This window comes from Mesorhizobium sp. P160187 (assembly GCF_057766425.1).
This window is the reverse complement of record NZ_JBYMDX010000005.1, coordinates 469,426-488,561: the sequence shown is the minus strand read 5'-3', so window position 1 is coordinate 488,561 and position 19,136 is coordinate 469,426. Positions and strand designations below refer to the sequence as shown.

The 19,136-nt window shown below is 64.0% G+C and carries 19 protein-coding genes; 7 read left to right on the top strand and 12 right to left on the bottom strand.

What is annotated here, in order from left to right:
• Positions 1–56: 56 nt before the first annotated feature.
• Positions 57–755: a ribonuclease HII gene (rnhB, locus tag AC3CCE_RS27015; protein ID WP_023726390.1), complete on the top strand. Its 699-nt coding sequence runs from the start codon at positions 57–59 to the stop codon at positions 753–755.
• A gap of 202 nt (positions 756–957) precedes the next feature.
• The gene (locus AC3CCE_RS27010) at positions 958–1,932 is read left to right on the top strand and encodes an IS5 family transposase (protein ID WP_023743626.1); all 975 of its coding nucleotides are present in this window, start codon (positions 958–960) and stop codon (positions 1,930–1,932) included.
• A 217-nt stretch (positions 1,933–2,149) separates the two neighbouring features.
• On the opposite strand, the gene AC3CCE_RS27005 is transcribed toward AC3CCE_RS27010, so the two are convergent.
• From AC3CCE_RS27005 to AC3CCE_RS26975, 7 genes are all read right to left on the bottom strand, one after another.
• Positions 2,150–2,641: a F0F1 ATP synthase subunit B gene (locus AC3CCE_RS27005; protein WP_023668483.1), complete on the bottom strand. Its 492-nt coding sequence runs from the start codon at positions 2,639–2,641 to the stop codon at positions 2,150–2,152.
• Between the two features lie 10 nt (positions 2,642–2,651).
• Positions 2,652–3,251, bottom strand: coding sequence for a F0F1 ATP synthase subunit B (locus AC3CCE_RS27000; RefSeq protein WP_023684380.1), 600 nt, complete (start codon positions 3,249–3,251; stop codon positions 2,652–2,654).
• Between the two features lie 92 nt (positions 3,252–3,343).
• On the bottom strand, positions 3,344–3,568 hold the full coding sequence (locus AC3CCE_RS26995; RefSeq protein WP_006206606.1) for a F0F1 ATP synthase subunit C: 225 nt from the start codon (positions 3,566–3,568) through the stop codon (positions 3,344–3,346).
• A 66-nt stretch (positions 3,569–3,634) separates the two neighbouring features.
• A complete protein-coding gene (locus AC3CCE_RS26990) occupies positions 3,635–4,393 on the bottom strand; it encodes a F0F1 ATP synthase subunit A (RefSeq protein WP_023668485.1) in 759 nt (252 codons plus the stop codon).
• 65 nt (positions 4,394–4,458) lie between these two features.
• Entirely contained in the window at positions 4,459–4,851 is a 393-nt protein-coding gene (locus AC3CCE_RS26985; RefSeq protein ID WP_023668486.1) for an AtpZ/AtpI family protein, read from the bottom strand.
• 264 nt (positions 4,852–5,115) lie between these two features.
• Positions 5,116–6,300, bottom strand: a complete 1,185-nt coding sequence (locus tag AC3CCE_RS26980) for a cell wall hydrolase (RefSeq protein WP_352597340.1) — start codon at positions 6,298–6,300, stop codon at positions 5,116–5,118.
• A 137-nt stretch (positions 6,301–6,437) separates the two neighbouring features.
• Positions 6,438–7,733 carry an MFS transporter gene (locus AC3CCE_RS26975; RefSeq protein ID WP_352626057.1) on the bottom strand — a complete coding sequence of 432 codons (1,296 nt, stop codon included), beginning with the start codon at positions 7,731–7,733 and terminating at the stop codon, positions 6,438–6,440.
• A 117-nt stretch (positions 7,734–7,850) separates the two neighbouring features.
• Here AC3CCE_RS26975 and AC3CCE_RS26970 point away from each other — a divergent pair, with 117 nt between their 5' ends.
• Positions 7,851–8,759: a LysR substrate-binding domain-containing protein gene (locus AC3CCE_RS26970; RefSeq protein ID WP_023692115.1), complete on the top strand. Its 909-nt coding sequence runs from the start codon at positions 7,851–7,853 to the stop codon at positions 8,757–8,759.
• 233 nt (positions 8,760–8,992) lie between these two features.
• Here the strand turns inward: AC3CCE_RS26970 and der are convergent, their stop codons facing one another.
• Positions 8,993–10,423 carry a ribosome biogenesis GTPase Der gene (gene der, locus AC3CCE_RS26965; protein WP_352626056.1) on the bottom strand — a complete coding sequence of 477 codons (1,431 nt, stop codon included), beginning with the start codon at positions 10,421–10,423 and terminating at the stop codon, positions 8,993–8,995.
• A gap of 59 nt (positions 10,424–10,482) precedes the next feature.
• Entirely contained in the window at positions 10,483–11,145 is a 663-nt protein-coding gene (locus tag AC3CCE_RS26960; RefSeq protein WP_023729304.1) for a tetratricopeptide repeat protein, read from the bottom strand.
• Between the two features lie 193 nt (positions 11,146–11,338).
• On the opposite strand from AC3CCE_RS26960, the gene AC3CCE_RS26955 reads away from it, so the two are divergent.
• Positions 11,339–12,343 (top strand): polysaccharide deacetylase family protein, encoded by a 1,005-nt coding sequence (locus AC3CCE_RS26955; protein ID WP_352626055.1) that lies wholly within the window; start codon positions 11,339–11,341, stop codon positions 12,341–12,343.
• Positions 12,344–12,369: 26 nt separating this feature from the next.
• Here AC3CCE_RS26955 and sbmA read toward each other — a convergent pair whose 3' ends face one another.
• The gene (gene sbmA, locus AC3CCE_RS26950) at positions 12,370–13,638 is read right to left on the bottom strand and encodes a peptide antibiotic transporter SbmA (protein WP_023687099.1); all 1,269 of its coding nucleotides are present in this window, start codon (positions 13,636–13,638) and stop codon (positions 12,370–12,372) included.
• 115 nt (positions 13,639–13,753) lie between these two features.
• Positions 13,754–14,869 (bottom strand): YbfB/YjiJ family MFS transporter, encoded by a 1,116-nt coding sequence (locus AC3CCE_RS26945; protein WP_352626054.1) that lies wholly within the window; start codon positions 14,867–14,869, stop codon positions 13,754–13,756.
• A 291-nt stretch (positions 14,870–15,160) separates the two neighbouring features.
• On the opposite strand from AC3CCE_RS26945, the gene AC3CCE_RS26940 reads away from it, so the two are divergent.
• A complete protein-coding gene (locus AC3CCE_RS26940) occupies positions 15,161–16,351 on the top strand; it encodes an integrase core domain-containing protein (RefSeq protein ID WP_023826017.1) in 1,191 nt (396 codons plus the stop codon).
• Between the two features lie 221 nt (positions 16,352–16,572).
• On the opposite strand, the gene AC3CCE_RS26935 is transcribed toward AC3CCE_RS26940, so the two are convergent.
• The gene (locus AC3CCE_RS26935) at positions 16,573–16,773 is read right to left on the bottom strand and encodes a hypothetical protein (protein ID WP_352511586.1); all 201 of its coding nucleotides are present in this window, start codon (positions 16,771–16,773) and stop codon (positions 16,573–16,575) included.
• Positions 16,774–16,870: 97 nt separating this feature from the next.
• On the opposite strand from AC3CCE_RS26935, the gene AC3CCE_RS26930 reads away from it, so the two are divergent.
• Positions 16,871–17,785 (top strand): LysR substrate-binding domain-containing protein, encoded by a 915-nt coding sequence (locus AC3CCE_RS26930; protein WP_352511584.1) that lies wholly within the window; start codon positions 16,871–16,873, stop codon positions 17,783–17,785.
• Positions 17,786–17,871: 86 nt separating this feature from the next.
• Positions 17,872–19,128, top strand: coding sequence for an aminopeptidase (locus AC3CCE_RS26925; protein WP_023684389.1), 1,257 nt, complete (start codon positions 17,872–17,874; stop codon positions 19,126–19,128).
• The last annotated feature ends 8 nt before the right edge of the window (positions 19,129–19,136 follow it).

Below are 19,136 nucleotides of genomic sequence, written 5' to 3'. Positions count from 1 at the left end.
ACTCGACCCTGGAGGGACTTGCGGAGAATCGGAGCCGATGCGAACCTCGCCGCAACATGGCTCGCGCACGTTCCGATTCTCCGCTTCTTTTCGAAATCGTCGAAAAGCCCGACTTCTCCTTCGAGACGAAGGCGATGGCGGAAGGCCTGTGGCCGGTGGCAGGCATGGACGAGGCCGGCCGCGGTCCGCTGGCCGGGCCGGTGGTGGCGGCGGCGGTGATCCTCGATCCCGCCAACATTCCCGACGGGCTCGACGATTCCAAACGGCTCAACCATTTGCAACGCGAGGCGCTGTTCCTGAAAATCCTGGGGTCAGCGCTCGGCGTGTCGATGGCCTCGGTCAGCGCCGAAGGCATTGACGGCAGCAACATCCTCAAGGCCAGCCTGGAAGCCATGCGCCGCGCCCTTGCCGGCCTGCCGATCCAGGCGAAGCTGGCGCTGGCCGATGGCCGCGATGTACCGCCGGGCCTCCTCTGCGAAGGCCGCGCGCTGATCAAGGGCGACCAGCGCTCGCAATCGATCGCCGCCGCCTCGATCGTCGCCAAGGTGATGCGCGACCGCATGATGTGCGGCTGCGGCAGCCATCACGAGCGCTACGGGTTCGAGGTCCATATGGGCTACGCCACCGTGCGGCACCGCACCGCGATCGAAGCGCATGGGCCGGTGGCAAGGCTGCACCGGGCATCATTCGCGCCGTTCAGGCTGGGTGGGGTTGAGGTGGTGGAAGAAGAAGGGTTTGTCGGGTTGGACAGCTAATCTCCCCCCTTGAGGGGGAGATGGCCGGCAGGCCAGAGGGGGGTCGCCGCGCGTCAAGCGCTAGCCCTTCTTGGCCGCAGAAAGAGCGTCGCGCCCGGTCGAACCGACCCCGTCTGCCGCCTTTGGCGACATCTCCCCCTCAAGGGGACTGTTGCAAAATTGGGTGGATGTGATTCGCTGTTTTTGAAACGGGGATTTTGCGATGACGACAAAGCCGAGCGGTCAGTTCAGTTTTGTAGAAGCTCTGCTGCCGCAGGGTCTTGGTCGGAGCGGACGACTGGACCGGCTGTCGTCGCTGGTGAAGTGGTATCGCTTCGAGAAGATCCTGGCGCGGCTGCGCTCGCCAACTGGGCCGGGGCGGCCTGCGTACAATTCGCTGGTGATGTTCAAGGCGCTTCTGCTGCAATCCTTGTATGGGCTGTCGGACAACGAACTGGAGGAGGCGCTCGCCGATCGGCTGTCGTTCCGCCGCTTCGTTGGACTGACGCTCGAGGAGACGGTGCCCGACCACACCACGCTCAACCGCTTTCGCAATCTTCTCGTGGAGGCCGGGCTTCTGGAGAAGCTGTTTGGCGAACTGGACCATCAACTGGACAAGGCCGGGCTGATCCTGCGGCGCGGCACGATGCTCGATGCCACGGTGATCGAGACGGCGGCGGCACGGCCGCCCAGTGGGGCCGCGCACGAAGCGGGCGATGCCGGCGATCCCGATGCCGGCTTTACACGCCGGCAGGGCAAGCCTGGCTCCTCCTACGGCTACAAGGCCCATGTCGGCGTCGACCAGGGTTCTGGTCTGATCCGCCGGGTGAGGACGACAGCAGCCAACGTCAACGACACGGTCGAGGCGGATCATCTGATCTGTGGCGACGAAGGCGCGGTGCTGGCGGATGCGGCCTATCACACCAAGGCGCGCGAGCTGTCGCTGAGGCAGCGCGGGATCAAGCCGCGGCTGATGCGGCGGGCCAACAAGCATCATCCGCGCCTGCCGGCGCGCCTGAAGCAGTTCAACCAACTGATCGCCCGGCAACGTTTTGCCGTCGAGACGACCTTCGCCACCTTGAAGAACCGCATGCGACTTTGCGCCATCCGCTATCGCGGTCTGGCCAAGGCGGCAGGACAGGTTCTCATCGCCGCCATGGCCTTCAACATGCGTCGCTGGGTGACGCTGGCGACCTGATCTAGGGTCGCACTGCGCCCGAAATCCGCCGAATACGCCAACGCCTACCCCATCTGGCCACAAACCAGCGCCGGAAACCACCTCGTATTGCCGTTGCCGTCTCTCTCCACGCCCAAAACCTATAACGCAACAGGCCCTCAAGGGGGGAGATTGTCCGCGCTCAACAAAAAAGCCGCCAGGTTGCCCGGGCGGCTTGATGTCAGCGAGTTAACCCCGCTCAGTTCAGCCTGGCCTTCACGTCCTGCAGCGCGGACTTGAAAAGATCCGCGCCGGCCTTGGCGTCGATCTTGCCGGCGAGCAGCGTGCGGGCCGCCTCGACGGCGATGTCGACGGCGCTGGCGCGCACTTCGGCGACGGCTTCGCGCTCGGCCTGGCCGATCTTCTGCTCGGCAAGCGCGGTGCGGCGGGTGACATAGTCTTCGGTCTTCTTGTGCGCCTCGGCGGCAAGCATGTCGGCTTCGCGCTTGGCGGCAGCGACGATGGCTGCGGCCTCCTGCTCGGCTTCCTTGCGCTTCTTCTGGTATTGGCCGAGCAGTTGCTGGGCCTCTTCGCGCAACCGGCGGGCTTCCGCAAGCTCGTCGCTGATCTTGGTCGCGCGGGCGTCGAGCGACTTGGCGATCAGGCCCGGCACCTTGATGTAAACGGCAACGCCGAGGAAAATGACGAGGGCAACCGTTGCCCAGAGCGTTGCGAGAGATGTGGCGTCCATAATGTGCTCCTCACCGGGCCACGGATTTGACCGCAGCCGAGATCTCGGCCTTGCTGGTCTTGCCGCCGACAAGCGCATCGACGATGGCTGAAGCGGTGTCCTCGGCAATCGTGCCGACTTCCTTCATGGCGTTGGCCTTGATGGAAGCAATGCTGGCCTCCGCCTCGCCGAGCTTCTTGTCGAGGGCGGCCTCGACCTTCTTGCGGGCAGCCTCGGCTTCAGCCTTGGCAGCGTCGTTGGCCTGCTGGCCGATCGCGTTGGCCTTGGCCTTGGCTTCCGCCAGTTCCTGCTCGTAAGCGGCAACGGCGGCGTCGGCCTCGCCCTTCAGCTTGGCGGCCTGGTCGAGGTCCTGCGTGATGCGATCGCTGCGGACGTCGATGATGCCGCCAAGGCGCGGCATCACCACCTTCTTCAGGAACAAATAGAACAGCCCGAACGTGATCGCCAGCCACAGAAGCTGGGACGGAAACGTCGCCGGATCGAATGGCGGGAACGTGCCGTGCGCCTCGGCAGGCACGCCGGTGCCGGAATGCGTGTCGCCTTCCGTACCGGTATGGGCGCCTTCAGCGGCGGGTGCGGACTCTTGCGCAAACGCAGATGTCACGAACATGGACTATCCCCTGATATCAGGCATGGCCGCAGGAATGCGGCCAGCCAATTCTTCCCAATGCTCGTCCGACCAATAATTGGCCGAACAGGGGCTCAGCCGAACAGGGCGAGAAGCGCGATGAGAAGCGAGAAAATGCCCAGAGCTTCGGTCACGGCGAAGCCGAAAATCAGGCGGCCGAACTGGCCATCGGCGGCCGACGGATTGCGCAGGGCGCCCGCCAGGTAGCTGCCGAAGATGTTGCCGAGGCCAATGCCCGCGCCGCCCATGCCCAGGCAAGCGATACCGGCGCCGATGTACTTTGCTGCTTCTGCGTCCATTTTAAACTCCTTTGGATCTGTAATTCGTTGCAATTCCATCCGGCGAAAGATGCCGGAAATTCTAGGTCAGTGCCCGGGATGCAGGGCGTCGTTCAGATACATGCAGGTCAGCACCGCAAAGACGTAGGCCTGCAGGAAAGCGACCAGCAATTCCAGCGCGGTCAGCGCGACTGCCATGGCCAGCGGCAACACCGAACCGGCAACGCCGACGGCGCCGAGCGCGCTCAGGCTGACGACGAAGCCCGAAAACACCTTCAGGGTGATGTGGCCGGCCAGCATGTTGGCGAACAGACGAACCGAGAGGCTGACCGGGCGCGACACGAAGGAGATCACCTCGATCAGCACCACCAGCGGTAACAGGAACACCGGAACGCCGTGCGGCACGAAGAGCTTGAGGAAGCCCAGACCGTGCTTCGTGAAGCCGTAGACAACGACGGTTCCGATCACCAGGGCTGCGAGGCCGAAGGTGACGATGATGTGGCTGGTGACGGTGAAGAAGTAGGGGAAAAGGCCAAGCAGGTTGGCGACCAGCACGAACATGAACAGCGAGAACACGAATGGGAAGAACTTCATGCCCTGCGTTCCGGCGGCGTCGCGCAGCATGTTGGAGACGAACTCGTAGCCCATTTCCGAAACCGACTGCAGGCGCCCGGGAACAAGGCTGCGGCTGGAGGTCGAGAGGTACAGAAACGCCGATGCGACGAGCACGGTCGCGACCATGAACAGGGACGAATTGGTGAAGGACAGGTCATAGCCGCCGATATTGATCGGAATCAGCTTGACGATATGGAACTGGTGGATCGGATCGACCTTGTCAGCAGCCATTTACATCCCCGTCAAAACCGCGAGCGGCCTTAAGTGTCCTTGTGCGCCATTGGCGGCGCGCCATTTCATTCTTTCGGATCGTGCGACTTCTCGCTTTTTCCGAATTCCGCCACAACACCTGACGAACGCAGGACATTGAGCACGCCGGCGCCAAAGCCCAGCAACAAGCCGACGACCAGACCCCATGGCGAGGTTCCCGCCACGCGATCCAGAAACCAGCCAAGGCCCACACCCACCACTATCCCGGCGATGAACTCGCTGGACAGCTTGAGCGCCTGGCCATATCCGGCCGTCGCTTTCGCGCCGTCATTCCCCTCGAGCTGATCCGGCCGTCTTGTCGCAAGCGATGCTCCAAGCTCACGCCGGCGGCGTTCGAGATCTTCGTCGCGGATGTCGGCCTCGTGCTTGCTGCCGCGGCCGGTTTCTCCGGTTCCGTCTGGCCCGTTCTTGTCGGCCATCGTAACCCCCCTGCCCGGTCAGACCGTCACCGTCCGTCCGCTTCTAAAGTCGCCGGCAACATAGTTAGAGGGTTTGCGCCCGTCAAGCCACGGGCGGGACTTCAAAGCCATGTATTTTTTCTGTTGGAATCAATTACTTGGCGAGGTGCGACATCGTGCCCGGCACTATCGGGTCGGCACATGCCCCGAATCCGTCCGGCGACCGCTGTCCGATTTCGGCTTCCAGGGCCTTGCGGTTCGTTTGCGACAGGCAAGCCGAAGGGCTCAGCTCCAGCCGCCGCCATAGGTGCGGTAGAAGATATGCAGGCCGATCTTGGTCATCTTCTGCATCGTGCGCGCCCAGCCCGGATGGACGTAGTTGGCGTAGTAGTGGGTTGATGAGCCGACTTCGGGAATGAATATCTTGCCGGCGGTGACCGCCATCGCGACGTCCTGCGCGGTCTTGTAATGGGCGGGGCTCTCGATGCGCTTCTTGCGGCCGTCGCAGGCGAAGGAGAACTGGCAGCGGTTCAGCCAGTTGTCGTTCTGGTAGACGACGCCGCAAATCGAGTTCGGATAGGCCGGATTGCGGACGCGGTTGAGAATGACCTGGGCGACGGCGGCCTGGCCGCGCATAGATTCTCCCCGCGCCTCGAAATAGATGCCGTTGGCGAGGCAGGCCTGCTCCTTCGTGGAGAAGACGCTGGCCGGCAGCGGGTTCTGGATCCACGAATGATCGCCCTTGGCCATCGGCGGAATGAAGCGCCCGCTGCTCGGCTCCTCGTCCTGCAGCAGCGCTTCGAAGGGCGAGGCCTTGGCGTAATCGGGTTCGGCCTGGGCATAGGCGGTGGCCAGCACGTCCGGTCTGTCATTGTTGACGAGGGCGGCAAGCATGGCCGGCACGCCGGGATCGGGCTTCTTGTCCACATTGGTGTGGAAGGCCTGGGCGATCTGGATTTCCTTGCCTTTGATGCCGGGCTTGGCGAAGGCGAGCTTCAGGCCGCTGTCCATGCTCGGCCGCAGCAGGGAGGACGTGCGCTGAAAGATTGAGCCGGCATTGAAGTTCTTCGGCGGCGCCACCGGCGAGACCTGGATGATGCGGCCCTTCTTGTCGGCGCGCATCACGCGGTCTTCGTCGGGCGTGACGCCGGCGACATTGCCCTTGCCGCGAAACGAGACCTTGCCGACGCCGGGCAGGCGTACGCCCGAGCCCGAGAGCGAACCGGTGGTGACGGAATCGATGAAAGGCATTTCGGCGGCATGAACCGAGCCGGCGACGGAGCGCTCGACATAAGAGTTCCAGCGGGTGCCCGAGGCTTCGAGGCCGGAAATCAGGCTGCCCATGTCCTGGTAGGCGACGACGGTCGGAAAGCCGATCCAGATGCCGAGCCCGATGACCAATGGCGATAGGAAGGAACGTTTTTTCTCACCGGCGGCGGCGGCCAGCCGCTTCAGGACACGTCGATGCACGGGGAACTCTCCAGAAACGCCACTGAGCCACTGGAGAGCCAAAGTGAAGCATTAACCTTGATGCGGGGTTAACGCGGTTGATCGTGTTTTTCCGAAGCGGCCCGAAATGGGACGCCGTTTGCCGACCGGCCAACCCGTCAGTTCGGCCGCAGGAAAATTGGCCATGCAATCAAGGCGCAGAGCGCGCCCACCAGCCAGACGCCAGGCCACGACCAGACAAGCAGCAAAGCCGGAATGGCGGTCGGCACCACGAAGAAGGCGATGAAGACGAAGCTGTTGGCAAGACCGAGCGCGGTTCCGGCGCGGCTGGCGCCGGCAAGCGTGGCGAGTTCGGTGTAGGCGACGCCATGCCAGGCGGAGACCGAAATGCCGGCAACGACCAGCAGCACGGCAATCGCCGGGATCAACGCGGCATGGGCGTCTGGCGTGGCTCCTGCCGCCAGGACCAGCAGGCCGACGGCCGCGAAGCCAAGCGCGCTCGTCATGCTGCAGAGGCGCAGGAACCAGCGGCGGTTGCCATGGCGGTCGGTGAAGCGGCCGCTCCAGACGCGCATCACCATCGCGCCGGTCTGCACCGCGGCAAGGCTGGCGCTGATCGTGAGCGTGGCCATGCCGGCGAAATCGTGCAGGAAAACGGAGGCGAAGGTGAGCACCGCCACTTGCGGAAAGCAGAGCAGGCCGATGGCGGTGGCGATGCGCCAGACCTCGACATTGCGCAGCGGCGCCGGACCGCCCGACTTTGCCATGGCCATGCTGCCGGCATTGTCCAGTTCCGGCGGCTGGTGCAGCCATCGCCAGGCAAACAGCGCAGAGACGGCGTTCATGGCGGCCAGCAGCCCGAAGACCGCCGCGAAACCGTGCACCGATGCCAGCGACGGCAGGACCAGCGCGCCGAGCCCGCCGCCGAGCGGCACCGCGGTCTGCCTGATGCTCATGGCAAAGCCACGTTCGCCTTCATGGAACCAGGCCATGATGGCGCGGCCGCTGGAACCGTTGACGCTGCCGCCGAGCAGGCCGGCGACCAGAAGGCATGCGGCCAGCATTGCGACGCCAGGCACATAGGTCACTGAGGGCACGATGAACAACGCCATCAGGGCGAGCCACGCCGCGGTCGCACCAAGGCCGGTCAATAGCACGCCGCGATCGCCCCAGCGGTCGGTGAGCAGACCCCAGGGCAGTTCGCTCAAGGCGACGCCCAGTCCGAGAAGGCCGACGACCAGGCCGAGATTGCCATTGCTCAAGTGATAGCCCGACCGCAGAAACACCGCCGCCGCCGGTATGCCGGCGAAGGTTGCGGAGAAACTGGCATTGGCGGCAACGCCGATGCCAAGCACCTTCCAGCGATGATTGGCGCGAAATCGTTCAGCCTTCGACGTGACGGCGGCGGCTCGGCCAACCCGGCCTGGCTCACAATTTGCGTCGGCAATCGACATGGCGGGACTCCTGTTGATGCCCTTTCGGGACCTTGACGCCTCGTCTTTACCGCCATAACTTCATCCCGAATATCGGGAAGTTTTTGACAATTGTTCCCGAAAAACAGGATCGTTATGATGCGCCGCGTAACCTTCGACCTCGAAGTCCTCCGAAGCTTCGTCACCGGCATGGAACTCGGCAGCTTCGCCAAGGCCGCCGACCGGCTTGGACGCTCGACCTCGGCGGTGAGCGCGCAACTGAAGAAGCTGGAGGACCAGGCGGCGACGCCGATCTTCCGCAAGTCGGGCCGCGGACTGGCGTTGACCGAAGCCGGCGAAACCATGCTCGGCTACGCCAGGCGGCTGCTCGAGTTGAACGACGAGGCTGCCTCGGCCATCCACGACGTGGAACTGGAAGGCTGGGTCAGGCTCGGCCTGCAGGAGGATTTCGGCGAGGCGGTGCTGCCGGAGGTGCTCGGACGCTTCGCCCGCGCGCACCCCAAGGTCAAGATCGAGGCGCGGATCGGGCGCAGCTATGAACTCGCCGAGCGGATCACATCAGGCAATCTCGACATTGCGTTGGCCTGGGACAGCGGCCAGGCGCTGCCTTACAGCCGGCATGTCGGCGACGCGCAATTGCGCTGGATCGGGCCGGCCAAGCTGATCGAGACCAGGCTGCGCGAGGGCGAGGCGCTGCCGCTGGTGGCGCTGGAAGCGCCGTGCCTGCTGCGCACGGTGACGACGGAAACACTCGACCGCGCCGGCCTGCCATGGCGGATGGCCTTCTCCAGCCCCAGCCTTGGCGGCATCTGGGCGGCGGTCGCCGCCGGCCTCGGCCTGACCATCCGCACGGATATCGGCCTGCCGGCCAATGTCAGGGCGATGGCGCCGCAAACGCTGGGCTTACCCGCGCTGCCGACCATGGCGCTGGTGCTGCACCAGAAAGACGCCGAACTGGACCCGGTGGCGGCGCGGCTGGCGGATATATTGTGGCACGCGGCGGTGGCGGCACTGCCGCAGGACGAGCGGTTGAGAGAGGTCGCTTAGACGGAAGCGGCTGTCCAGCGTAGCGTTCCGTCACACCCCCCTCTGTCCTGCCGGACATCTCCCCCGCAAGGGGGGAGATTGGATCTCGCGAATGCTTTCGCCAATTTTCAACGTTGCAAGAGAGGCTCCAAAGATGAAACGACTGATCTCCCCCCTTGCGGGGGAGATGCCCGGCAGGGCAGAGGGGGGTGCTGTCCCTCCAATCTTGCGGAGAATTTCGCAACCGTCACCGCTCACTTGCGCTTGTTCGCTCTCCCCGCGAACGGGTTGTCCGAAGTCCGCAGCGCTATCCTGATCGGCACGCCGGGCATGTCGAAGGCTTCGCGCAGGCTGTTGGAGAGGTAGCGGACATAGGATTGCGGCATCGCGTCGGGCCGCGAGCACTGGACGACGAAACCCGGCGGCCGGGTCTTGGCCTGGGTGACATATTTGACCTTGAGCCGGCGGCCGGCGACAGCGGGCGGCGGGTGATGCGCCAGAATGCTTTCCAGCCAGCGGTTGAGCTTGCCGGTGGAAACGCGGCTGTTCCACACCTTGTGCGTCTTGATGACGGCATCCATCAGCTTGTCGAGGCCGCGCCCGGTCTCGGCCGAAACGGTCACCGCCTGGATGCCGCGCACCTGCGGCAAAAGCCGTGTGGTCTTTTCGCGCAACTCGGCCAGCAGTTCCTGCGGATTGTCGATCAGGTCCCATTTGTTGAAGGCGATGACCGGCGCCCTGCCCTCGCGGATGATTAGGTCGGCGATCTGCAAATCCTGCTTCTCGAAAGGGATGGTAGCGTCGAGCACGATGATGACGATCTCGGCAAAGCGGATGGCGCGCAAGCCGTCCTGCACCGACATCACTTCCAGCTTCTCGTGGATCCTGGCCTTGCGCCGCATGCCGGCAGTGTCGAACAGTTTTAGCCGGCGGCCATGCCAGTCCCAGTCGACGGAGATGGAATCGCGGGTGATGCCGGCTTCCGGGCCGGTCAACAGCCGCTCCTCGCCGATCAGCGCGTTGATCAGCGTCGACTTGCCGGCATTGGGCCGGCCGACGACGGCAATGCGCATCGGCTTGGTGTCGTCATAGGCGGGTTCGGCGTCGGGATCGGTGATGTCCTCGCCGATCAGCACCTCGCTGGCGGCGACGTCCTCGGCCTCGTCTTCTTCCTCGCCGAAGGCGCGGTCTTTGCCCAGCGCCTTGATCACCGCGTCGCGCAGATCGGGCATGCCCTGGCCATGCTCGGCCGAGACCGGGATCGGCTCGCCCAAGCCCAGTTCCCAGGCTTCAAGCATGCCGCCCTGGGCGCCCTTGGCCTCGGCCTTGTTGGCGACCAGCACGACCGGCTTGCCGGACTTGCGCACGATTTCGGCAAAGGTCCGGTCGTCGGGCAGCAGGCCGGACTTGGCGTCGATGGTGAAGAAGATCAGGTCGGCCTCGCGGATGGCGATCTCGGTCTGCGCGCGCATGCGGCCGGGCAGCGTCGAAGCGGCGGCGTCCTCGAAGCCGGCGGTGTCGATGACATCGAAATGCAAATCGTAGAGTTTTGCCGCGTGGACGCGACGGTCGCGGGTGACGCCCGGCGTGTCGTCGACAAGCGCCAGCTTCCGTCCCACCAGCCGGTTGAAAAGCGTCGATTTGCCGACGTTGGGACGGCCGATAATGGCGACTTTGAAGCTCATCCGGCCCTACAATCCGTCATCCATCGCCCAAAACCGCAGCGCATTTTGGGCGATGCGTATCATGACGCGCCCGAGCCGCGGATCAATTCCGACATCAGCGTCGCCCGCTGGCGCGCGTTGCGCGGGGCGCCGTCATCGGCGGCGATCTGGTCGAACAGTTTCAGCGCATCCTGGGTCTTGCCTTCCTTCCAGGCGGCAAGGCCGAGCGCTTCGCGCGCTGTGTGGCGCAGCGTGTTGTTGTCGGCGGTCAGCGCCTCGACGCGGCTGGAGACGTCGGCGAAGGAGCCGTGATCGACGAGCAGCAGGGCGGCCCGCAGGCGCGCCATGTCGCGAATGCCCTGGGGAATGGCGTTGTCGGCGGCGACGCCATCGAAATCGGCGACGGCGGCGGCAAAGTCGCCCTTGTCGGCCTTGACGGTCGCCGCGCGCATGCGGGCGAGCAGCGGATAGGCGCCGTAGCCGTCCTTTTCCAGCTGTTCGAGGGCGGTCAGCGCCTCGTCGCTCTTGCCGTCATTGGCAAGCTTCAGCGCCTGCGAGAAGGCATCGCCGGAGCGGTTGGCGCGCGTCTCGTCCCAATAGCGGTAGCCGACGAAGGCGGCGGTGCCAAGCACCACCAGGATGGCGAGGCCAAGGATCGCCGGACCAAAGCGGTCCCATAGCGCCTGCGCCTGCTCGCGACGGATCTCGTCGTTGACTTCGCGGATAAAACTGTCGTCGGACATCAATCAAAACCATTGCTGCCCTAACAGGGGCGCTTCTTGAGCCCGCGTTTTAGCGAAATTTCGCGGGCATGGAAGGGGCTCGGCAGGAAAATCGGCTAATCGCCGGGCGCATAGCTGCCGACGTTGATCGCACCCACGCCACATTTTGCCGATAGCCGGCTTGGACTGCCTCCAGATCAAGCCCAGATTGCCGATGCCACGTTTGTCCCGCGTTGTTGCGTTTTCCTCAGCCGTGCTTGCCATGGCTGGTGCGGCTTTCGCCGACCCGCCGGCGCCGCCTGCCCCGGCAAAGCCGAAGCAAATCGTCATCATCTCGTTCGATAGCGCCCGGGAGATCTCGCAATGGCAGCGCAGCCGGGCGCTGGCCAAGCGCACCGGCGCGCATTTCACCTACTTTTTGTCCTGCGTCTTCCTGCTGTCGCCGCAGACGCGGGCCGACTACACAGCTCCGGCCAAGTCCGCGGGCAAATCCAACATCGGCTTTGCCGCTTCGAAGCAGGACGTCGCCGATCGGCTCGATCAGATCGGGCTCGCCGCTTCGGAAGGCCATGACATCGCCAGCCATGGCTGCGGCCATTTCGACGGCAAGGACTGGAGCAAGGCCGACTGGCTGAAGGAATTCGCCTCGTTCGGGCACATTCTGGAGAACGCCTATGCGATCAACGGCATAGCGCCCGAGCCGGCAGGCTGGCGCGCTATCGCCCATGCCGTTGTCGGCTTTCGCGCACCCTACCTCTCGACCGGCAAAGGGCTCTACGAGGCCCTGGCTGAAGCCGACTACCACTATGACGCCAGCGGCGTTTCGAATGGCCCGGTCGAGCCGCCGACCGGCGGCGGCCTGACCCGCTTTTCGCTGCCACAGATCCCGGAAGGCCCGAATTCAAGGCCGGTGATCGCCATGGACTACAATCTCTATGTCCGGCATTCCGGCGGCTTCGAGCGGCCGAGCCAGGCAGCCGAGTTCAGCGATCGGACCTACCAGGCGTTCCGCGCCGCCTTCGACAAGCAATATCAGGGCAAGCGCATCCCGCTGGTGCTGAGCTTCCATTTCACGCTGATGAATGACGGCGCCTACTGGAACGCGCTGGAGCGCTTTGCCGACGAGACGTGCGTGAAAGCCGACGTCGAATGCATCAGTTTTCGCGATTATGTGCAGCGGCAACGTGGTAGCGAGAGGCAGGCGGCGGTGGGCGGCTGAGCCGCCAACCGTCTGTGCAAATAGGATCAAGCCGGGTCGGGTTCCTTTGCCTGTTCCTGACGCTCCATGAAGTGGCGGTCAATGTCGGGCAGCGGCTCGCCGCGAATCGTCGCCTCGAAGGCGCGAAGGCGCTTGTGAACTGACAGAAGCTCGACAATCGTCGACCAAGAATTGACGAGATACTGGAATGAGTTGGTTACCTGACTGAAGGCTGAACTGACCTGGTTGATGAGACCCAGCGTCAGCGTTCCAGCGATCATGGAAGGCACCATCAGGAAGTAGGAGAAGACGTTGTTGGTCTGAAGATAAAGATAGCGGACCACGTTGAAATACACATAGTGGAAATACAGGCGAAAGTAGTTTTGCCGCACACTCGCAAACAGCTCCGCGACGGTCTGCGGCTGCGCCCGGGCCGGATCGTCCTCACCGTAGACGAGTTCCTTGCGATATGCTGCCTCGACGCGCTGGTTACGAAACTGCAAGCCAGGAAGCTTGATGCCTGCGGTCGCAATGATGACTGTACCGAAGACTGCCCAGAAGATCGCAGCCAAAACCAGCGGCTGAGGAACATGACCGATCAATGGCAACTCTGTGACATGCTTAGAATAACTGAGCAGGATCGGCATGAAAGCGATAAGCGTCATGATGGAATCGACGAAGCTAGTGCCAAGGTCTTCCATTATCTTGGAAAACCGCATCGTGTCTTCCTGCACACGCTGTGCAGCGCCCTCAATATGGCGCAGCTTCGGCCAATAGGACATGTAGTAATTGTTCATCGCAGTGCGCCAGCGAAACACCCAGTGGCTGACGAAGAAGTTTGTCAAAACGAACACGGTAACCGCGACAAGAGCGATACCGAGGAAAGTGATTATTTGAGCGTAAAGATCAGCCTCGGTTGCCTTGACCGTTTTGCTAACGATGCCCTGAATGAGGTCCCAGAATGGTCCATACCATGCGTTGATCGCCACGCTTACCTGCACCTGAAAGTAGGTCGTGAACAGGAGCAGCGAACTGCCGAGGATAGACCATTGGTCCCACGGGTGCGGAGAATACCAGTGCCAGAAGCCATAGAATATCAAAACGCCAAGCGCATAGTAGATGTAGAACCAGAGGAACGGAGGCGACCAGAACACCGAGACGCCTATGATGGGCGGCGCGTCGGCAAGAGCCGGAGGCAAGCCGAGAAACGCGCCAAGCTGGTCAGCACCGAGGAACCAGGCTGCCACGAGAACCGCAGTCCAGACGACGGCCGAGATGAAAAACAGCTTCGGCTGCGGGAAGAAGGATACGAACACTGTGGTGAAATCCTCGGTCGGTGCGCAAATCAGCGGGGTTCGGCGGGCATAAAGTCACACATTAGGTGGAAAGCAAATGCCCGTACCCGATGCCCGGCATCGAGCAAGACCACAATCATGGCGATTTTGGCGCGGCCGACCAGGTGATCCCAGCAGATACCAGCAATACGCCAGCAGCGACGATCGAGGCCAGGAAGAAGTTGCCCGAGGCTTGCGCCAGCAGTCCGGCGACGATCGGGCCGACGATCTGGCCGATGCCGAAGGAAGCGGTCATCAGCGCAAAAATCCGGCGCGGCGCCTCCGGCACGAGCTGCCTTGCCGTCTGCAGGCCGAGCGCGGTGATGGCGATGAAGGTGCCGCCGAGCAGGACGCCCGCCAGCAGCGGCCCGGCGGTGCCGCCGATGGCGACGCTGGCGGTGACGCCGACCACCTCGACCAGGCAGCCCACGGCATAGGCGGTATAAAGCCCGATCCGTGCCGCTACCTTCTGCCACAGCCAGACCGAGGGAAAGCCGGAAAGGCCGGTGACCATCCAGACGCTTGCCTCGAAGACGCGGCCGCCGCCGCCCTGGCGCACGATGGCGACCAGGAAGGTCGCCGTCACCACATAGCCGAAGCCGAACAGGCCGTAGGCAACGATGACTTTTGCCAACGACCGGTCCCTCGGCAGTGCCGGTTCGCGGTCGGCCACGTCGCTGCCAGGTGCGGTGCCGCCGGCGAGCAAGGCGACGAGCGCAAGGCCGGCGGCGGAAATCGCTGCCGACCACAGCCAGCCCGAAGCCCAGCCGGCATGTTCGGTGACCAGAACCGCCATCAGCGCTGAGGATGCCGCGATGCCGAGGCCGACGCCGCCGAAATGCAGCGCCTGCAGGTCGCTTCTGTTGGCGGCTGCCAGGTGACCGAAGACGATCGAGGCCATGAACACCATGACGAAGGCGCTGGCGAGACCGGCAAGGAAGCGGATGAGGATGAAGGCCGTCATCGTTTCGGTCAGTCCCATCAGGGCGGCGAGCGCAGCACTGGCGGCAAGGCCGCCAAACATCAGCAGCCGCTCGCGCCCATGCGCCCAGCCGCCGGCCGCCGCAAGCGCGCCGACGAGGTAGCCGAGGTAGTTGGCCGACGCGATCCAGCCGGCATCGGCCGGCGACAGATGCAGTTCTTCCATCATTCCGGGCAGGATCGGCGTGTAGACGAAACGGCCAATGCCCATGGCGACGGCCATAGCGATCATGCCAGCGAGAGAAAGGCGTAAGGGCGCGGCGTTCATTGCGTCGCACAATAAGGGTGCGGACCGATCAGACCAATCCACTTGCGTTGGGCCAGACTTGGCGGCGGCGACAGTGGCCGTTGGCGTGACTGTGCCGAGGCGCGAGGGCCACTTGGCGTCGCGCCGCCCCGCCTGCCGGCACCTTCTCCCCATATAGTGACGGGGAGAAGGGGGTTATGTCCGAACCGGATAGATAGGTAACAGAATGGACCGATAGCATGGGTGACAGTTTTCTTGTCCGCCGGAGGACCGGCGATGGTTTGGCGAGAGACTGGCATCATGGACGAGCGGCTACGGTTTGTTGTGGAGTGTCTTTCTGGGGATGAGACGATGGTTGCGCTTTGTGCGGCCTACGGGATCTCACGCAAGAACGGCTACAAATGGCTAGGACGCTATCGGACGTTTGGGCCTGAGGGTTTGCACGACCTGCCGCGAGCCCCGCTCAATCATGGCCGGGCGACAGCTCAGGATCTGGTTGAGCGGATTGTGGCGGCCAAGGAGCTGCATCCGCTCTGGGGTCCAAAGAAGATCGTGGCACGGCTCAGGCGCACGGCTCCCGAGTTCATGTGGCCTTCAGCCTCGACGGTCGGCGCGATCCTTGCGCGGCATGGGCTTGTCCGCGCCCGCAAGCGACCCCGCCTGCGGGCCTGCGGCAATGGACCCTGGCCACAGCCGCAAGAACCGAACGCGGTGTGGACTGGCGATCACAAGGGCTGGTTCCGGACCCGCGACGGCTGGCGTTGCGAACCCTTGACGGTGATGGATGCGTCGAGCCGCTATCTTCTGGCGCTCGAAGCGACGGGGTCGACGGCCGATAGCGAAGCCTGGCCGGTGTTCGAACGGCTGTTTGAAGAGCATGGCCTGCCGGATCGCTTCAGAAGCGACAATGGCCCGCCCTTCGCATCGGCCGGCGTCACCGGGCTGACGCCGCTTGTCGTGCGCTTCATCAAGCTCGGCATCACCTTGGAGCGGATCGCACCCGGCAGGCCACAGCAGAACGGACGTCACGAGCGCTTTCACCTGACCATGCTGCCGATGGCCGAGGCACCGGAAGCCGACCGAACGGCACAGGGCCAGGCCTTCGAGACCTTCCGCCACAGCTACAATGAGGAACGTCCCCATGAGGCGCTGGGCATGGATACGCCCGCCCAGCACTACCGGTCCTCACAGCGCGCCATGCCCAGGACACCACCCGAGCCCGTCTATCCGGCCGAGGCCTCGGTCCGCCGCGTGCGCCACAATGGCGAGATCCGATGGAATGGCGGCTTCATATATGTCTCGCAAGCGCTGGCGGGCGAACCGGTCGCTGCGTTGGAGACCGAAGACGGACAATGGACACTCTCATTCCATGCCCACCCGCTCGGCATCATCGACACACGGCACATGAAGCTTGTCCGCCGCAGCGCCGCGCCAACCAATCCGCTTGGCGCTGCGGCGGACGCATAGGGGGAGAGAAGTGTCACCTATGTATCCGGTTCAAAGTGTTACCCATCTATCGGCTGGACAGTTAACCGTGTGCCTCGGCGCCCTTGCCTGCAGGGCTGGTGATTGGCGAAACCTTCGGCGCCGGCAACCTTTCTCCCTTACGGGGAGAAATGCCCGGCAGGCCAATGAGCGGCAGCGCTGGCGCCGACAGTATCGCCTTCCCAGTTACCGCGTCCGCGATTTCAGCGGCAGCCTGCTTGCGCCGTCTCGTATGCAGTGCGGCGCGCCGTCAGGCGAAACGGCATGTCGCCGAGTTCGCGCTCCGACATGGTGTCGAGCACGGGATGCGACAGCGGATCGGTCACCCAATTGAGGACATCCCCGTCATGGCGCCGCCGCGTGTAGCCGGCGGCAAAGACTTTGAGCAATGATACGATCGTCACTATCCTCGCCTCCTCGGTCTGACTGTCCCGCTAGAATCTGCCCTGTCTCGCCGTCTTTCAATTGAGATTTCGGCCGCCCCGGTTTAGAAAAACTGGAATGGCTATGCTGAACCGCGTCCATCTCAACGGCCTGCGCGCCGTCGAAACCGTCGCCCGCCTCGGCTCGCTGGCGGCCGCTGCCGGCGAGCTCAACGTATCCGTCAGCGCCGTCAGCCAGCAGATCAACCGCACCGAAAAGCAGCTTGGACAGGCGCTGTTCGAACGAACGGCGAGCGGGCTGGTGCTGACCGAGTTCGGCACGGTTTTTTCCGCCCGGCTGGGCGCCGGTTTTCGCGAGCTGGCGCAGGCGGTGGCGCTGGCCGACGAGGCAAGCCAATGCACGCTGGTGGTTTCGGTGGCGCCGGCCTTCGCCTCGAAATGGCTGCTGCCGCGATTGTCGCGGCATTTCGACCGCCATCCCAACGTGCTGCTGCGCATCGACGCCTCGGTGCGCCTCGCCGATCTCGAGCGCTCCGACATCGACATCGCCATCCGGCTTGGCGACGGCAAATGGCCGGGCGGCCGGGCGGAACTTTTGTTGGCGCAGGAAGTCTTTCCGGTCTGCGCGCCGGTGATCGCCAAGAAACTGAAGTCGATCGAAGACCTGGCGCAGACCTGCGCCATCACCGACGAGCGGGCGATGATCAACTGGGAGAGCTGGTTCAAGGCTGCCGGGGCCGAGCCGGTCACTTTTCGCAAGGGCGCGCGCTTCACCGACCCGATGTTGTGCCTGGAATCGGCAATCGCCGGCCACGGCGTCATGCTCGGCTGGCAATTGCTGGCCGCCGATGCGCTGGCCGACGGCCGCCTCGTCGCGCCTTTCGGCGTGCGGGCGCAGAGCGGCCTCGGCTACTGGCTGGTGACCTCGGCCACCAAGACCGAAAGCCGCAAGGTGCGCGATTTCAAGATCTGGATCAGCGAAGAGATCGCGGCGACCGTGGCGCAGTTCAGCGCGCTGGAAAGCGCTGCCTAGGGCTGTCCGTCGCGACGGTGCTGGAAAGCACAGCCGCGCCGATCTATGTTGGAAGCTTCACCCCCAAGACCAAGACAGGCAGGATCATGACCACACATTCGCGCGGCGTTTCCGCAACGATCGACCCGGTGAAGCTTGACAGGCTGGCGGAAGTCGCCATCAAGGTCGGGCTGCAATTGCAGCCGGGGCAGGATCTGGTGCTGACCTCGTCGATCGCAGCCCTGCCGCTGACCAGGCGCATCGTCGAGCACGCTTACAAGGCGGGCGCCGGGCTGGTAACGCCGATCTTCAACGATGACGAGATCACGCTGGCGCGCTTCCGCTACGGGGCGGATGCCGGCTTCGACCGCGCCGCCGGCTGGATGTATGAAGGCATGGCGAAGGCCTTTTCCAACAATGCGGCGCGGCTTGCCGTGCGCGGCGAGGACCCGTCGCTGTTGTCGGCGCAGGACCCGGCGAAAGTGGCGCGCGCCAACAAGGCGAACTCGATGGCGTACCAGCCGGCGCTGGAAAAGATCACCGGCTTCGACATCAACTGGAACATCGTCGCCTACCCGGATCTCGCCTGGGCAAAACAGGTCTTCCCCGGCGATGCCGACGATGTCGCCGTGGTCAAGCTTGCCGATGCGATCTTTTCGGCATCACGGGTCGATGTGGAAGACCCGATCGCAAACTGGACGGCGCACAATGCAGCGCTGCGCGGCCGCACAAAGTGGCTGAACGAGCACAATTTCCATGATCTGCATTTCAGCGGCCCGGGCACCGACCTCACCGTCGGGCTGGCCGACGGCCATGAATGGATGGGCGGCGCCTCGACTGCCAAGAACGGCGTCACCTGCAACCCGAACATCCCGACCGAGGAGGTCTTCACCACGCCGCATGCACGGCGCGTCTCCGGCCGTGTATCCTCGACCAAGCCGCTGTCCTACCAGGGCACGCTGATCGACGATATCTCGGTGCGTTTCGAAGAGGGCAGGATCGTCGAGGCCAAGGCTTCGAAGGGCGAGGACGTGCTGAAGAAAGTGCTCGACACCGACGAGGGTTCGCGCCGGCTCGGCGAGGTGGCGCTGGTGCCGCATTCCTCGCCGATCTCGGCCAGCGGCCTGCTGTTCTTCAACACGCTGTTCGACGAGAACGCCGCCTGCCACATCGCGCTCGGGCAGTGCTATTCAAAATGCTTCGTCGACGGCGCCTCGCTCACCCAGGACGAAATCGCCCAGCGCGGCGGCAACAAGAGTTTTATCCACATCGACTGGATGATCGGCTCCGACAAGATCGACATAGACGGCGTGCACAAGGATGGCCGCAAGGTGCCGGTGATGCGCAAGGGTGAGTGGGCGTAAGCTCGCGG

What these genes read in the sequence shown, in the direction of transcription:
- AC3CCE_RS26955 (WP_352626055.1), top strand. Translation starts at nt 11,339, where the DNA reads ATGCCACGTTTGTCCCGCGTTGTTGCGTTTTCCTCAGCCGTGCTTGCC.
- AC3CCE_RS26925 (WP_023684389.1), top strand. Translation starts at nt 17,872, where the DNA reads ATGACCACACATTCGCGCGGCGTTTCCGCAACGATCGACCCGGTGAAG.
- AC3CCE_RS27000 (WP_023684380.1), bottom strand. Translation starts at nt 3,251, where the DNA reads ATGTTCGTGACATCTGCGTTTGCGCAAGAGTCCGCACCCGCCGCTGAA.
- AC3CCE_RS26940 (WP_023826017.1), top strand. Translation starts at nt 15,161, where the DNA reads ATGGTTTGGCGAGAGACTGGCATCATGGACGAGCGGCTACGGTTTGTT.
- AC3CCE_RS26960 (WP_023729304.1), bottom strand. Translation starts at nt 11,145, where the DNA reads ATGTCCGACGACAGTTTTATCCGCGAAGTCAACGACGAGATCCGTCGC.
- AC3CCE_RS26945 (WP_352626054.1), bottom strand. Translation starts at nt 14,869, where the DNA reads ATGATCGCTATGGCCGTCGCCATGGGCATTGGCCGTTTCGTCTACACG.
- AC3CCE_RS26970 (WP_023692115.1), top strand. Translation starts at nt 7,851, where the DNA reads ATGCGCCGCGTAACCTTCGACCTCGAAGTCCTCCGAAGCTTCGTCACC.
- AC3CCE_RS27010 (WP_023743626.1), top strand. Translation starts at nt 958, where the DNA reads ATGACGACAAAGCCGAGCGGTCAGTTCAGTTTTGTAGAAGCTCTGCTG.
- AC3CCE_RS27005 (WP_023668483.1), bottom strand. Translation starts at nt 2,641, where the DNA reads ATGGACGCCACATCTCTCGCAACGCTCTGGGCAACGGTTGCCCTCGTC.
- AC3CCE_RS26985 (WP_023668486.1), bottom strand. Translation starts at nt 4,851, where the DNA reads ATGGCCGACAAGAACGGGCCAGACGGAACCGGAGAAACCGGCCGCGGC.
- AC3CCE_RS26975 (WP_352626057.1), bottom strand. Translation starts at nt 7,733, where the DNA reads ATGTCGATTGCCGACGCAAATTGTGAGCCAGGCCGGGTTGGCCGAGCC.
- AC3CCE_RS26990 (WP_023668485.1), bottom strand. Translation starts at nt 4,393, where the DNA reads ATGGCTGCTGACAAGGTCGATCCGATCCACCAGTTCCATATCGTCAAG.
- AC3CCE_RS26995 (WP_006206606.1), bottom strand. Translation starts at nt 3,568, where the DNA reads ATGGACGCAGAAGCAGCAAAGTACATCGGCGCCGGTATCGCTTGCCTG.
- AC3CCE_RS26930 (WP_352511584.1), top strand. Translation starts at nt 16,871, where the DNA reads ATGGCTATGCTGAACCGCGTCCATCTCAACGGCCTGCGCGCCGTCGAA.
- der (WP_352626056.1), bottom strand. Translation starts at nt 10,423, where the DNA reads ATGAGCTTCAAAGTCGCCATTATCGGCCGTCCCAACGTCGGCAAATCG.
- rnhB (WP_023726390.1), top strand. Translation starts at nt 57, where the DNA reads ATGGCTCGCGCACGTTCCGATTCTCCGCTTCTTTTCGAAATCGTCGAA.